The organism is Burkholderia sp. USMB20, assembly GCF_000949135.2.
Taxonomy (GTDB): Bacteria; Pseudomonadota; Gammaproteobacteria; order Burkholderiales; family Burkholderiaceae; genus Burkholderia.
The window spans coordinates 750,399-764,856 of sequence record NZ_JTAN02000021.1; the positions used below are offsets into that span (position 1 = coordinate 750,399).

General features: G+C 68.7%; 14 protein-coding genes. 4 read left to right on the top strand and 10 right to left on the bottom strand.

The genetic code is table 11. From position 1 onward, the window contains the following. The first annotated feature begins 5 nt into the window (after positions 1 to 5). On the top strand, positions 6 to 1,280 hold the full coding sequence (locus PL79_RS33625; protein WP_044842920.1) for an APC family permease: 1,275 nt from the start codon (positions 6 to 8) through the stop codon (positions 1,278 to 1,280). Positions 1,281 to 1,365: 85 nt separating this feature from the next. Here PL79_RS33625 and PL79_RS33630 read toward each other — a convergent pair whose 3' ends face one another. The 3 genes from PL79_RS33630 to pcaQ form a co-directional block, all read right to left on the bottom strand. Continuing rightward, positions 1,366 to 1,662, bottom strand: a complete 297-nt coding sequence (locus tag PL79_RS33630; protein ID WP_044842919.1) for an XRE family transcriptional regulator — start codon at positions 1,660 to 1,662, stop codon at positions 1,366 to 1,368. Between the two features lie 70 nt (positions 1,663 to 1,732). Beyond that, on the bottom strand, positions 1,733 to 2,092 hold the full coding sequence (locus PL79_RS33635; RefSeq protein WP_044842918.1) for a type II toxin-antitoxin system RelE/ParE family toxin: 360 nt from the start codon (positions 2,090 to 2,092) through the stop codon (positions 1,733 to 1,735). 107 nt (positions 2,093 to 2,199) lie between these two features. Beyond that, positions 2,200 to 3,213 carry a pca operon transcription factor PcaQ gene (gene pcaQ, locus PL79_RS33640; RefSeq protein ID WP_044842917.1) on the bottom strand — a complete coding sequence of 338 codons (1,014 nt, stop codon included), beginning with the start codon at positions 3,211 to 3,213 and terminating at the stop codon, positions 2,200 to 2,202. Positions 3,214 to 3,490: 277 nt separating this feature from the next. Here pcaQ and pcaH point away from each other — a divergent pair, with 277 nt between their 5' ends. Both pcaH and pcaG read left to right on the top strand, forming a co-directional pair. Further along, positions 3,491 to 4,198, top strand: a complete 708-nt coding sequence (pcaH, locus tag PL79_RS33645; protein ID WP_044842916.1) for a protocatechuate 3,4-dioxygenase subunit beta — start codon at positions 3,491 to 3,493, stop codon at positions 4,196 to 4,198. Between the two features lie 3 nt (positions 4,199 to 4,201). Beyond that, positions 4,202 to 4,795, top strand: a complete 594-nt coding sequence (gene pcaG, locus PL79_RS33650) for a protocatechuate 3,4-dioxygenase subunit alpha (protein ID WP_044842915.1) — start codon at positions 4,202 to 4,204, stop codon at positions 4,793 to 4,795. A 460-nt stretch (positions 4,796 to 5,255) separates the two neighbouring features. Here the strand turns inward: pcaG and PL79_RS33655 are convergent, their stop codons facing one another. Then, complete coding sequence (locus tag PL79_RS33655) at positions 5,256 to 6,035, bottom strand: AraC family transcriptional regulator (RefSeq protein WP_044842914.1); 780 nt, start codon at positions 6,033 to 6,035, stop codon at positions 5,256 to 5,258. 142 nt (positions 6,036 to 6,177) lie between these two features. On the opposite strand from PL79_RS33655, the gene PL79_RS33660 reads away from it, so the two are divergent. Beyond that, positions 6,178 to 6,957, top strand: a complete 780-nt coding sequence (locus PL79_RS33660) for an alpha/beta fold hydrolase (RefSeq protein WP_044842913.1) — start codon at positions 6,178 to 6,180, stop codon at positions 6,955 to 6,957. A 35-nt stretch (positions 6,958 to 6,992) separates the two neighbouring features. Here the strand turns inward: PL79_RS33660 and PL79_RS33665 are convergent, their stop codons facing one another. The 6 genes from PL79_RS33665 to PL79_RS33690 form a co-directional block, all read right to left on the bottom strand. After that, positions 6,993 to 7,820 (bottom strand): M55 family metallopeptidase, encoded by an 828-nt coding sequence (locus tag PL79_RS33665; RefSeq protein WP_044842912.1) that lies wholly within the window; start codon positions 7,818 to 7,820, stop codon positions 6,993 to 6,995. Then, on the bottom strand, positions 7,817 to 8,908 hold the full coding sequence (locus PL79_RS33670; RefSeq protein WP_044842911.1) for a DmpA family aminopeptidase: 1,092 nt from the start codon (positions 8,906 to 8,908) through the stop codon (positions 7,817 to 7,819). Before PL79_RS33670 ends, PL79_RS33665 begins: the two co-directional genes overlap by 4 nt. Continuing rightward, positions 8,908 to 9,801 (bottom strand): glutathione ABC transporter permease GsiD, encoded by an 894-nt coding sequence (gene gsiD / locus PL79_RS33675; RefSeq protein WP_044842910.1) that lies wholly within the window; start codon positions 9,799 to 9,801, stop codon positions 8,908 to 8,910. Before gsiD ends, PL79_RS33670 begins: the two co-directional genes overlap by 1 nt. Before the next feature lie 13 nt (positions 9,802 to 9,814). Beyond that, complete coding sequence (gene gsiC / locus PL79_RS33680; RefSeq protein ID WP_044842909.1) at positions 9,815 to 10,735, bottom strand: glutathione ABC transporter permease GsiC; 921 nt, start codon at positions 10,733 to 10,735, stop codon at positions 9,815 to 9,817. A gap of 67 nt (positions 10,736 to 10,802) precedes the next feature. Next, positions 10,803 to 12,365, bottom strand: coding sequence for a glutathione ABC transporter substrate-binding protein GsiB (gsiB, locus tag PL79_RS33685; RefSeq protein ID WP_044842908.1), 1,563 nt, complete (start codon positions 12,363 to 12,365; stop codon positions 10,803 to 10,805). 129 nt (positions 12,366 to 12,494) lie between these two features. Further along, positions 12,495 to 14,453, bottom strand: a complete 1,959-nt coding sequence (locus tag PL79_RS33690; RefSeq protein ID WP_044842907.1) for a dipeptide ABC transporter ATP-binding protein — start codon at positions 14,451 to 14,453, stop codon at positions 12,495 to 12,497. Positions 14,454 to 14,458 lie beyond the last annotated feature (5 nt).

Below are 14,458 nucleotides of genomic sequence, written 5' to 3' on the forward strand. Positions count from 1 at the left end.
CTTCCATGCCCTCGCATGCCGATTCGCCCGCCGTTCATCACGCGGGCTCGCTGACGATTTTCCAGGGCGCCGCGCTGTATATCGGCGCGGTGCTCGGCACCGGCGTCATTGCGTTGCCCGCGCTCGCGGCCGAGGTTGCAGGCCCTGCATCGCTGCTGGCGTGGGCCGCGCTCGTCGTGCTGTCGGGGCCGCTTGCCGCCACCTTCGCCGCACTCGGCGCGCGTTATCCGGACGCGGGCGGCGTATCGACCTACGCGCGACGCGCATTCGGGCCGAAGGCCGCGGCAATCGTCGGCTGGTGTTTCTATTTCGCGGTGCCGGCCGGCGCGCCGGCCGCCGCGATGTTCGGCGGCGCGTACGTCGCCGCCGTCACGGGCGGCGGACACGTCACGGTGATCGTCACGGCTGCCGCGCTGATCGCCACGGTGTCGGCCGCGAATGCGTTCGGCGTCACGGTGTCGGGCCGCATGCAGCTCGTGCTGTCGGCGCTGCTCGTCACGCTGCTGCTGGCCGCCGTGCTCGCGTCCGCGCCGCATGCAAGCACGGTGAACCTGCATCCGTTCGCGCCGCATGGCTGGCTCGCGGTCGGCCAGGCTGCCGCACTGCTCGTGTGGAGCTTCGCGGGCTGGGAAGCGATCACGCACCTCGCGGCAGAGTTCCGCCGGCCCGCGCACGACATGCCGCGCTCGGCCGGTATCGCGGTCGTGGTCGTCGGCTTTCTGTACCTGTCGGTCGCGGCCGCGAGCGTCACGGTGCTCGGGCCTTCGGCCGGCGCGTCGGGTGCGCCGCTCGCGGAACTGATCGCGGGCGGCATCGGCGGTCACGCGCAGGTGCTGGCGGCAGCGGCCGCGCTGCTGCTCACGCTCGGCACGATGAATGCGTATTTCGCGGGCGCGGCGAAGCTCGGCGCAGCGCTCGGGCGCGACGGCGCACTGCCTGCGTGGCTCGCACAAGGCAGCCAGGTCGGCGGCGTGCCGCGCCGAAGTCTTGGCGTGATCGCGGTGCTGGCCGTCGTCGCGCTGGCCGCGACGACGCTCTCGGACGTCGGGCCGAAGCCGCTCGTGCTCGTCACGTCCGGATGCTTCGTGATGGTGTACGGACTCGGCGCGGCGGCCGCGCTGAAACTGCTGCCGCGCGGCAGCATCGCATATCGCTGCGCGTGGATTTCGCTGGTCGCCGTCGCCGGGCTGTTCCTGACGACGGGGTGGTTCATCTTGTGCCCGCTGCTGCTTGCGGGCGGTGCGCTGCTTTATCTGCGGATGGCCGGGCGACGCACGTGATCGCGTGCCGGCGCCCGTGTGCGGACGAGCAAACGGGCGCTCGCCGCGCTGCGCCGGCACACCGCGCACCGCTGCGCCGCGGGCGTCAGGCCGGCACCAGTTCGAAGCTGAGCCGCTTGCCGAGTGCGGTGGCCGCGCTCGCGAGCGTCGCGAGCGTGAGGCTCGTGTCGGTTTCGTCGAGCAGCCGGTTGAGCGCGGCGCGGCTGGTCTTCATCCGCGCGGCCATCGCGGTCTTCGTAATGTGCTGCGCCTTCATTTCCTGGCCGATCTGCCACGCGATCACGCGCTTGATCGCGGTGGCGGTGGCCGCTTCGAGATGGCCTTCGTCCTCGAGGAAGCTGTCGAAATCGCTGCCGATATGCGGGTTGTTCGTGGTCGTCATGGATACTCCAGTGCATGGCGTGGCCGGCCGGCACATCGCCGATCGCATGTGCCGGCGCAGCCGGAGGAATTCAGATGGCGCGCGCCAACGCTTTCAGCCGCGCGACGGTCACGTCGAGATCGTCGGACGGCGTGGCCTGCGACTGCTTGAAGAACGCGTGCAGCAGCACCATCGTGTCGCCGACGACCGTGAACAGCACGCGCGCGCTTCGCTGCGGCAACATCACGCGGATTTCCCACAGATCCTGCGACATCTTCCGGACCAGCGGCATGCCGAGCGGCCAGCCGAGTTGAACGGTCTTGATCTCTTCGCCGATCACCCTGCGCTCGACCTGCCCGAGCGCCTTGAGCCATTCGCGCACCGGCTCGTTGCCACGCGCGGTGCGGAAGAACCGCACGTCGAGCGTGATCTGAATCTGCTGTCTCGCCATCGTCGTGTCATCGAGTGTATCAAAAACGGTACGATACGCCAAGCACGACGACACCCGCTACTGACCGAATGGCTAACGAATGACGGTGAAAGAGCGGCAGCCGGACGTCATCCGTCCACGCCCCGCCCGGCGTCTCGACGCTGGCGGCGAGCCGGCTTGCGCGCGCCACGGGGGGCGCGATGGGCGTGCGCATCGCCGAACCGCGCCTGCGCGATGTCGCGCACGGCGTCGATCAGCGTCCGGGCGACGGGAGACGGTTGCGCATCGGTGCGCAGCACGAGCCCGACCGGCTCGTCGGTGCCCGCGGACGGGAGCGGCAGCCGCGCGAGCGCGCCGGCCGACAAGTCGTATTCGGCCGCATAGAGCGGCACGAACCAGACTGCGTCGTTCTCGAGCGTGAGCGCACGCGCGACCGACACCGACAGCACCTCGATGAACGAATCCAGTGGCGGCGCGCCGCACGCGCCGAGCAGCTGCTCGGCCGACTGGCGGATCAGCGTGCCGAACGGCGGCAGCACGACCGGATAGCGCGCGAGCTCGGCGGCCGGCGCGGCACTCGCCAGCAGCGGATGGCCGGCGCGCACGACCGCGACGAGCGGTTCGTTGTACAGCTGCTCGAACGCGAGCCCGATCATCCGTTCCGGCTCCGACAGGCGCCCGATCGCGCATTCGATCGCCCCTGCCTTCAGACGCTCCAGCAGCTCGGCATTGGCAGCCGTCGCGATCCGCACCACGATGCGCGGCCAGCGTGCGGTCAGCGCCTTCATCAGCGCGGGCGCGAGCGATGCCGCGACCGTCGGCAGCATGCCGATTTCGAGCGTCGCCGCAGCCGCGCCGCCTTCGCGCGCGAGCAGCCCGACACCCTGCCGCAGCGCCAGCACGCACGCGTTCGCGTGCGGGATGAACAGTTGGGCTTCGCGGGTCGGCTGCGCGCCGTGCCGCCCGCGTTCGAACAATTTCACGCCGAGGATCGACTCCAGTTCGGCGATCGTCTTCGACACGGCCGGCTGCGTGATCGACAGGCTTTCGGCCGCCTTCTGCACGCCGCCCAACTGCGCGACCGCGAGAAAACACTGCAGGTGCCGGAATTTGACGCGGCCGTCGGCGATACGGTTATTCATAACGGGCGGTTATGCGAATGGTGATATCACGCCATTTTGCATAACTTTCCGGAAAGGCCCAAGCATTCGGCGCGGCGTCACGCATGACGCCGCAGCGCATGGAAACCGGTCGCCGGGCAGCAGCGCGATCACGCCGCCTGTCCGGCGGATTTTCATGGGTACCGCCAAACATAACGAACGGTTATGCGATTCGCGAAAAAAGGTCATTTTGCATAACTTTCCGGATTGGCTAAAGTCTTGCCATCCACTTCGCGAAATACCTGACAGGAGACGCCCGATGGATTCCCCCACGATCCTCACGCCGCGCGACTGGCCGTCGCATCCCGCGTATACCCACCCCGAGTACCGTTCGTCGGTCAAGCGCGGCCCGACCCGCCCGCTGATCCCGCTGAAGGAAAAGCTGCGCGACCAGTACGTGCCCGTCTACGGCACCGACGATCTCGGCGCGCTCGACCACGACCTGACGAAGAACGCCGTGAAGAACGGCGAACCGCTCGGCGAGCGCATCGTCGTCACCGGCCGCGTGCTCGACGAAGGCGGCAAGCCCGTGCGCAACACGCTCGTCGAGGTATGGCAGGCGAACGCGGCCGGCCGCTACGTGCACAAGGTCGACCAGCACGACGCGCCGCTCGACCCGAACTTCCTCGGCGCAGGCCGCTGCATGACCGACGCCGAAGGCCGCTACCGCTTCCTGACGATCAAGCCCGGCGCGTATCCGTGGGGCAACCATCCGAACGCATGGCGCCCGAATCACATCCACTTCTCGCTGTTCGGCGACTACTTCGGCTCGCGCCTCGTCACGCAGATGTACTTCCCCGGCGATCCGCTGCTCGCGTACGACCCGATCTTCCAGGGCACGCCGGAAGCGGCGCGTGACCGCCTTATCTCGCGCTTCTCGATGGACATCACCGAAGAAGGCTATGCGCTCGGCTACGAATTCGACATCGTGCTGCGCGGCCACGACGCCACCCCGATGGAGCGCTGAACCATGACGACGCTGAAGCAAACCCCTTCGCAGACGGTCGGCCCGTACTTCGCGTACGGCCTGTGCCCGCAGCAATACGACTACGACCTGAAGAGCCTGTTCACGCCGGCGATCGCCACGCCCGACGCCGAAGGCGAGCACGTGCTGCTGGTCGGACAGGTGTTCGACGGCGACGGCAACGTCGTCAGCGACGCGGTGCTCGAATTCACGCAGGTGGACGGTGCGGGCCGCTATCCCGCGTCGCGCGACGACATCGCGAAGTCCGGCTTCACGGGCTTCGCACGCGTCGGCACGGGCACCGATGCGCAGCACCGCTTCGTTGTCCAGACGGTCAAGCCGGGCCGCGCCGCCGCCGACGAAGCGCCGCACATCAACGTGACGGTGATGATGCGCGGGATCCTGACCCACGCGTTCACCCGCGTGTATTTCGACGACGAAGCCGCAGCGAACGCGGCCGATCCGGTGCTGAACCTCGTGCCGGCCGAACGCCGCGCAACGCTCGTCGCGAAGCGCGACGCGCAACCGGGCCGGCCCGTCGTGTACCGCTTCGACATCCGCATGCAGGGGCCGGACGAGACCGTATTCTTCGACGTGTGACGCGCGAGCCGGCGCACGCCGGCTGCCCGCACCGAACCGCCGTGTGGCGCGATACCGACAGGCATCGCGTCGTGCGGCGGTTTTCGCTTTGGGGCCCCCACATTCGATGCCGTGCCGCAGCACGCCCGATCGGGACGGCCGATGCCCTTGGTTGACTGCTCCCGCCTCCGGCATCAAACACGCGATTGAAACGCATGCTGCGACAGCACATGAATCGTCGGGCCCGCACGATATCGTTTGCGCGTTACACGGCGTATGCTTTGCTATCCGCCCGACACCGACGGGATTGAATCGGAACAGGCAACAATTTCACCCGCAATGCGCGAACACTGCCCCGCTGCCTGAGCGCGCATTTTTCTGACCGAGTGCCTTCAAGCGCGTCTGACCGAAACCTGGCAGACGCGTTTTTTTCGTCCGCGACCGGAGCACGCCGCCGCACTCGCTGCCGCCTCCGTTCCGGCTAGCGGCGAACCTCCAGATACCGGCTCGGCGTTTCGCCGAGGATGCGGCGAAACGCCGACGTAAAGGCGCTCGCGCTCGCATAGCCCAGATCGAACGCGACCCGCGTCACCGGCTGCCCGTCGCTCAGGCGGGTAATCGCCGCGAGCATGCAGACCTGCTGACGCCAGGCGGCGAAACTCACGCCGGTCTGCGCGCGGAACAGCCGCGTAAACGTGCGCCGGCTCACGCCCGCGTCGGTCGCCACCTGGTCGAGATCGGCCGCGATCGACGGCGACGCGAACAGATGCCGGCAGATCTTCGCGAGGCGCGCGTCGGCCGGCAGCGGCGCGTGCAGTGACAGCCGCGGCATCGTCGCGATTTCCGCGACCAGCAGCGCCATCAGCTTGCCCGCCCGGCCGTCGACGTCGTACATCGCCGGCAGGTCGATCGCATCGTCGATCAGTTGCCGCAGGAGCGGCGACACGCCGTACACGCCGCACTGGTCCGGCAGCCCCGCGGCCTCGGCCGTGTCGTCCGACACGAACGTGTTGAGCATCGTGACCGGCCCGGTCATCGTCATTTCGTGCCGCACGCCGGCCGGCACCCAGCACGCGCGCTGCGGCGGCACCAGCCAGCGGCCGTGCGGCGTCGACACGCTGATCGTGCCGCGCGACGCGAACGCGAACTGCCCGCGCCGGTGCGCGTGCTCCGGAAACGTCGTGCCCGCCGCGTAGTCGTTTGCGGTCACCACGACGCTACGGGGAATGTCTTCGTAGGGATCCAGCAGCGTATTTCTCAAGGCCCGAATTCCATCATGAATGACCCGATATCGAAGGCGGGTCACCTTCGATCGGTCTACGATCCGCTCCACGCTTGCGCGACCGGATGGCCGCAAGACCCGACGGCCGCATCGGCCGGATAGCGACTTCTTCGGAGCGGAGATGCCCAATACGTTTCATCGCGTGGGGGACGGCCCCCACCCTGTTCTCGTGCTGCACGGCTGGTTCGGCGACGCGCGTGCGTTCGAGCCCGTCGAGACGTGGCTGTCGCACGAACGCTTCACCTATGTGTTCATGGACTACCGCGGCTACGGCGGCATGCGCGGCGCGCACGGCGCGTACTCGATCGCCGAAATCGCCGCCGACACGCTCGCCCTCGCCGACGCGCTCGGCTGGCGCACGTTCAGCCTCGTCGGCCACTCGATGGGCGGCATGGCGATCGAGAAGGTCGCCGCCACGGCGCCCGACCGGGTGCGCGCGCTGGTGCCGATCGCGCCGGTGCCGTGCGGCGGCTTGCCGTTCGACGCCGCGCGACGCGCGCTATTCGAACGCGCCGCCGACCACCTCGCCGATCGCCGCGCCATCATCGATCGCAGCACCGGCGGCCGGTTGCCCGCCGCCTGGGTCGAGTGGAAAGCCGCGTATTCGGCATCCTGTTCGTCGCCGCACGCGTTCGGCGCGTACTTCCGCGCGTGGGCCGACACGGATTTCAGCGACGACATCACGGGCCACCATCCGGTGAAGGTGCTGATCGGCGAGCACGACCCGGCGTTCGACGCGGCGCTGATGGCGCGCACCTATCTGCGGCGCTATCCGCGCGCGACCGTCGACGTGCTGCGCAATGCCGGTCATTACCCGATGAACGAAACCCCGCTCGCGCTGGTCGCCGCGATGGAAGCATTCCTGCTCGACACGGCGGCAGACCGCGCGCCCGGTGCATGACGTGCCGCGCACCGACGGCATCCGGTCGGCACGCATCACCGCAGCATGAACGACATGGCCGACAGGCTGTTCAGCGTGCGCACCACGTGCTCGACCGACGGCCCGTCGAAGCGCAGCGTCACCGCATCGACCCGCTCGAGCGACGGCAGCACGCAGAACAGATCGGCGAGCGCGGCCGTCTGCACGCGCAGCGTGCAAGCGGCCGGCGCGGGCCGGTGCGCGGTCGCGCGCCAGCCGGACGACAGCGCATGTACGACCGTTTCGCGTGCGGCGGTCGCGATGCGCGCGCAGGACGCGGCCGGCGTGAGCGTGTCGCCGCTCGATGCGCCGCCGGCCGTCTTGACCGCCTCGAAACGCGCGTCCGGAAACAGCGGCCGGGTTTCCTCGGCGAATACGTCGTCGCCCGACGCCAGCACGACGTGCGCGCCGTATTCGCGCGCCAGCGCGCCATACAGCCCGGCTTCGCCGAGTTCGACGCCGTTCAGCCAAACCTGCGTGAACGCGAAGCTGTTGATGGTGTGTGCAAGCACGCCGCGCGTCTGCGACTTCGCATGAAAGCCGATCATGAACACGAGGTCGGGCTGCTGCTCGAGGCCCGCCATCATCCCCAGCATGCGCGGCTTGCCGAGCACGACGCGGGCGCGGGCATCGAGCGCGTCGGGCAACAGATTGCGGAAGCCGCCGTGCGAATCGTTGACCCAGACGGCCTTCGCGCCGCCGGCGAACGCGCCTTCGATCGCCGCGTTCGCCTCGGCGGTCATCCAGCGGCGCGCGCGTTCGTATTCCGGATTGCCGGCACGCGTCTGCTCGAGGGCGAACACACCGGCGACACCCTCGATGTCGGTCGAGATCAGAATCTTCATGAATGGCTCGGACGTCCTTCGTTGCCTGCGTTGAATAACCGCTCGAGATCGGGCACCGCATCGCGCAGCGATTGCCGTACGTGGCCGTCGCGGCCGGTCACGGTCACGGCCTGCAGCAGCGCGTCGGCGATCGCGTGCTCGACGCTTTCGGCCGCGGCCATGAACAGCGGGTCGAGCGCCGCATCGGCCACGAGGGCCGGCAGCGCGACGGTCGACGCATCGCGCGCGATCGTGTACGCGGTGGAAAAGGCGAGCGCGATGTCGCCGCTGCCATGTCCGTAGACCGAGCCGGTGCGGGCGAGCCCCGCGCCCGCGCGGCGCGCGAGCCGCGACAGTTGCCGCGCGTCGAGCGGCGCATCGGTCGCGAGCAGCAGGATGATCGAGCCTTGCTCGGGCGGCGCCGCGTGCGTCGGCTGAGCGTCCGCTGCGGCACGCCGCTGCGCGACGATCCGACCGACCGGCACGCCGCCGAGCGTCAGCATCGGCAGCCGGCCGAAATTCGCGAGCACGAGCGCGCCGACCGTATACGGCCTGCCGGCCGCGACGGCCACGCGCGACGCGGAGCCGATCCCGCCCTTCAGGTCGAAACACGACATCCCGCGCCCGGCGCCTGCCGCGCCACGTGCGAAATCTCGCGCCGCGGTATTGCAGGCTTCGTCGTAATGCGCGGCCGTCACCGCGAACGCCTGGATGTCGTTCAGATAGCCGTCGTTGCACTCGAACACGAGCGGGTTGACGGTCGGCCAGTCGCGGCCGATTTGCGGGTTCTCCCCGACCGCCGCGCGAATCTGCGCCTGCGCCACCGCGCCGACGCCGAACGTGTTGGTCAGCGCGATCGGCGTTTCGAGCGTGCCCAGTTCGTCGATCTGCACGAGCCCGACGCTCTTGCCGAAGCCGTTGATCACGGCCGCGCCGGCCGGCACCTTGCTGCGGTACAGGTCGCCCGGGTGCGGCTTCACGACGGTGACGCCCGTCTGCACGTCGCCCGCATCGAGCGTCGCATGGCCGACCGTCACGCCCGGCACGTCGGCGATCGTGCCGCGCGGCCCGACCGGCAGCGTCGCGGCCCACATGGGCACGGCTCGCATCAGCGCCGCTCCAGCTTCGGGTCGAGCGCGTCGCGCAGCCCGTCGCCGAGCAGGTTGAACGCGAGCACGGTCAGGAAGATCGCGAGGCTCGGGAAGATCGCGACGTGCGGCGCGGTCACCATGTCCGCGCGCGCCTCGTTGAGCATCGCGCCCCACTCCGGCGTCGGCGGCTGCGCGCCGAGCCCGAGGAACGACAGGCTCGCGGCCGTGATGATCGACGTGCCGATCCGCATCGTGAAGTAGACGACGACCGACGACACGGTGCCCGGCAGGATGTGCCGCATGATGATCGTCCAGTCGGACGCGCCGATGCTGCGCGCGGCTTCCACGTAGGTCATGTGCTTGAGCATCAGCGTGTTGCCGCGCACGAGCCGCGCGAACGCCGGAATGCTGAAGATCGCGACCGCGCAGATCACGTTGACCATCCCGTTGCCGAGGATCGCGACCACGCCGATCGCGAGCAGGATCCCCGGGAACGCGAACAGCACGTCGGCCACGCGCATCGTGATGCGGTCCCACCAGCCTTCGTAGTAGCCGGCGAGCAGCCCGAAGAACGTGCCGATGAGCGCGCCGAGCGCGACCGAGAAGAAGCCGGCCGCGAGCGAGATGCGCGTGCCGGTCACGATCCGGCTGAAGATGTCGCGGCCGAGCGAGTCGACGCCGAACCAGTGCACGGCCGACGGCCCCGCGTTCAGCGCGTCGTAGTCGAAGTAGTTCTCCGGATCGAACGGCACGATGTGCGGGCCGACGAAGGCCAGCACGACGAGCGCGAGCACGAAGCCGCCGGCGACCAGCGCGACGGTCTGCTTGCGGAACTTGCGCCAGAATTCACGCCACGGCGTGCGGATCGTGTTCGATGCGGCCGGCGCCGCGGGCTGGACAGTCGCGTTCATGCTGGCCTCACGCTCACTTGAACCGGATGGTCGGGTTGATGACCGCGTACAGCACGTCGACGGTCAGGTTGATCAGGATAAATTCGAGCGAGAACAGCAGCACGATCGCCTGGATCACCGGGTAGTCGCGCATCGTGACCGCATCGACCAGCAAGCGCCCGAGCCCCGGCCAGTTGAACACGGCCTCGACGACGATCGAGCCGCCGAGCAGGAAGCCGAACTGCAGCCCCATCATCGTGACGACCGGGATCATCGCGTTGCGCAGGCAGTGCTTGAGCACCACCAGCGGCTCGTGCACGCCCTTCGCGCGCGCGGTGCGCACGTAGTCCTCGTTGAGCACCTCGACGAACGACGCGCGCGTGAAGCGCGCCATTACGGCCGCGACCGCGGCGCCGAGCGTCAGCGACGGCAGCACGTAGCTCTTCCACGTGCCGTCCGGCACGACCGGCAGCCAGCCGAGCTTCACCGAGAAGATCTCCATCAGCAGCATGCCGAGCGCGAACGCCGGAAACGAGATGCCCGACACCGCGATCGTCATCCCGAGGCGGTCGGGCCAGCGGTTGCGCCATACCGCCGACGCGATCCCGATCGCCATCCCGAACGCCGTCGCCCACACCATGCTGACGAGCGTGAGCAGCAGCGTCGGCATGAAGCGCTCGCCGATCTCGGTCGACACCGGCCGCTTGCTGCGCGTCGACGTGCCGAAATCGCCGTGCGCGATCTTCACGAAGAAGTTCGCGAACTGCGCGGGCAGCGGCCGGTCGAGCCCGAGATCGGCACGCACCAGCGCGACCGTCGCGTCGTCGGCTTCGGGGCCGGCCGCGAGCCGCGCCGGGTCGCCCGGCAGCAGGTGCACGAACAGGAACACCAGCACCGCGACGATCGCGAGCGTGGGCAGCAGGCCGAACAGGCGTTTGACGAGAAAATTCAGCATGGGACACCGATCGAATCAGCGCGCCGGCAGCTTGCGCCGCCGGCGCCGGACAGCAGGCGAGCTGCCGTCATTTCACCGAGATTTCGTCGAAGTTGAACGAACCGTCCGGCATCACGTACATGCCGTGCAGGCGCTTGCTGCGCGCGTAGACGATCTTCTCCTGCACCAGGAAGATCCACGGCGCGTCGGCCCACACCAGCTTCTGCGCGTCGGCGTACAGGGCGGCCTTCTTCGCGTTGTCGGTCGTCTCGAGCGCCTTCGCGAGATCGTCGTCGACGGCTCCGTTCTTGTAGTACGCGGTGTTGTAGAGCTTCGGCGGCGCCGACGTGGACGCGAGCAGCGGCGACAGCGCCCAGTTCGCCTCGCCCGTCGAGGCCGACCACCCGCTGTAGTACATCCGCACCGGCGCCGCCGCCGGATCCTGCGCGCTCTCGACCTTCGCGACCCGCTCGCCGGCCTCGAGCGCCTGCACCTGCACCTTCACGCCGACCTGCGCGAGCTGCTGCTGGACGAACTGGATCAGCTTCTGCGCCGTCGAATGGTTGTACGCGGACCAGAGCGTCGACTCGAAGCCGTTCGGATAACCGGCCTCCTTCAGCAGCGCGCGCGCCTTCGCCGGATCGTACGGCCAGGGCCCGAGCTTGGTCGCGTATTCGACGCCGACCGGGGCGACGCCCGTCTGCGGCGTCGCATAGCCGGCGAACACGACCTTCGCGAGCGCCTCCTTGTTGACCGCGTAGTTCAGCGCTTCACGCACCTTCGGATTGTCGAACGGCTTCTTCTGCGTGTTCAGCGAGATGTAGCGCTGGATGATCGACGGCCGCTCGATCAGCTCGACCTTCGGATTGCTCTTCAGGTCGGCCGCCTGCTCGAACGGAATCGTGAACGCGAAATCCGCCTCGCCGGTCTTGAGCAGCGCGGCGCGCGTGTTGTTGTCGACCACTGGCTTCCAGTCGATCGAATCGACCTTCGGATAGCCCTTCTTCCAGTAGCCGGCAAACTTCTTCACCTTCATGTCGTCGGTCTGCTTCCATTCGACGAACTCGAACGGGCCCGTGCCGACCGGATGCAGCGACACGTCGCGCCCCCACTTCTTCAGCGCGGCCGGCGAGATCATCACCGCCGACGGGTGCGCGAGCGTGTTGATGAACGCGGAGAACGGCTCGCGCAGCGTGAAGCGCACCGTCATCGGATCGACCACCTCGGTCTTCTCGATCACGCGGAACAGCCCGTAACGCTTCAGCTTGTTCGCCGGATCGGTCACGCGGTCGAAGTTCGCCTTCACCGCGTCGGCGTTGAAGTCGGTGCCGTCGTGGAACTTCACGCCCGGGCGCAGCTTGACCGTGTAGACCTTCGCATCGGGCGACGCCTGGTAGCTCGTCGCGAGCACGTTCACGAGCTTCATGTCCTTGTCGAAGCCGAACAGCCCTTCGTAGAACGACTTCACGACGGCCTGCGACACCGTGTCGTTCGCGTCGTACGGATCCATCGTCGTGAACGTCGAGTACACGGCGACCACGACGTTCTGCTGCGCGAACGCGGGCGCGGCGACCGACAGCGCGAGCGCGCCTGCCCCCGCGGCGAACAGCGCGCGCGGGCGGAACATCGGGAACGAATGCGGCTTGTTCATTTTGTCTGGCTCCTGTGGATGATTCGGTAACGCGTGGTGGAAATCGCGGCGCGACTGCATCCGCTCCGGGAAGTGACGCCGTTGCCTGGCGCGTGCGCAGCTGCGGTCCATATGCGCCTCGCCGCTCGATCAATACGCGCCGCCGACGCGATGCGTCGCGACGTAGTGATCGGGGCCGACCGCGACGAGCGGTGCGACGATCGGCTCGTCGCCGACCGCGCGGATCGGGCTCGGAATCTCGTCCGCCGCGAGCTGGCGCGGCGCATGCCGGCGTGCCGGGTCGGCCACCGGCACCGCGCTCATCAGCTTCCTCGTGTACGGATGCTGCGGCGCCTCGAACACCGCGCGGCGCGGGCCGATCTCGACGATCTGGCCGAGATACATCACCGCGACCCGATGGCTGACGCGCTCGACGACGGCCATGTCGTGCGAGATGAACAGATACGCGACGCCGAGCTCGCGCTGCAGGTCGAGCATCAGGTTCACGATCTGCGCCTGCACCGACACGTCGAGCGCGGACACCGATTCGTCGGCGATTACGACCTTCGGATTCAGCGCGAGCGCGCGCGCGATGGCGATCCGCTGGCGCTGGCCGCCCGAGAATTCGTGCGGATAGCGGCGCGCGGCCTCCGGCGGCAGGCCGACCTTGTCGAGCAGCCAGTCGACGCGCGCCTGCGCTTCGCGGCCGCTCGCGACACCGTGCACGAGCAGCGGCTCCATGATCGAGAAACCGACCGTCAGGCGCGGGTTCAGCGACGCGAACGGATCCTGGAAGATGAACTGGATGTTCCGGCGCAGCGCCTGCAGGTCCTGGCCCTTCAGCGCGCTGATGTCGCGGCCGTCGAATTCGATCGAGCCGCTCTGCGATTCGACGAGGCGCAGCAGCGAGCGGCCGGTGGTCGACTTGCCGCAGCCCGATTCGCCGACGAGCGCCAGCGTCTCGCCCGCGCGCAGCTCGAAGCTCACGCGCTCGACCGCATGCACGTACTGCGACACGCGGCCGAACACGCCGCTCTTCACCGGAAACCGCGTGACGAGATCGCGCACGCGCAGGATCGGCGGCGCGGCCGGATCGACGCGCGGCTGCCCGGCGGCGGGGACCGCGGCGGCATCGTTCGCATCCGCCGCATCGGCCGCATCGGCCGCATCACCCGCGTCGTTCGCGGCAGGCGCCGGCGCGGCCGCGCTCGCACCGTCCACCTTCAGCAGCGGAAATTTCTCGGGGATATCGGTGCCGTGCATCGAGCCGAGCCGCGGCACGGCCGCGAGCAGCGCACGCGTGTAGCGATGCGCGGGCGTCGCGAAAATGCGCTCGGACTCGCCCTCCTCGACCTTCTCGCCGCGATACATCACCAGCACACGATCGGCCACTTCGGCCACCACGCCCATGTCGTGCGTGATGAAGATCACGCCCATGTTCATTTCGTCCTGCAGGCCGCGGATCAGTTGCAGGATCTGCGCCTGGATCGTCACGTCGAGCGCGGTCGTCGGTTCGTCGGCGATCAGCAGCGCGGGCCGGCACGACAGCGCCATCGCGATCATCACGCGCTGCCGCATCCCGCCGGACAACTGGTGCGGATAGCGCGCGAACACGCGGCGCGCCTCCGGAATGCGCACGAGATCGAGCAGCCGCAACGCTTCCGCGCGCGCTTCGGTCGCGCTCTTCGACTGGTGCAGCGCGATCGCCTCGCTGATCTGGTCGCCGACCGTAAACACCGGGTTCAGCGACGTCATCGGCTCCTGGAAGATCATCGCGATGTCCGCGCCGCGGATCCCGCGCATCGTCGCCGCACTCGCCTGCGCGAGGTCGACGAGCGCGCCGCCGCGGCGCCGCAACGCGATCCGGCCGCTCGTGATCTCGCCGCCGCCGTGCTCGACGAGCCGCATCAGCGCGAGCGACGTGACCGACTTGCCGGAGCCCGATTCGCCGACGATCGCGAGCGTCTCGCCGCGATCGACGTGAAACGACACGTTGCGTACCGCGTCGAACGTCGCGTTCTCTCGTCGGAACATCACCGACAGGTCGTCGACGGCGACCACGCGCTGTTCCGGCAGCACCAGCGCGGACGGGGTTCGGCTCGAAGTCATGCGAA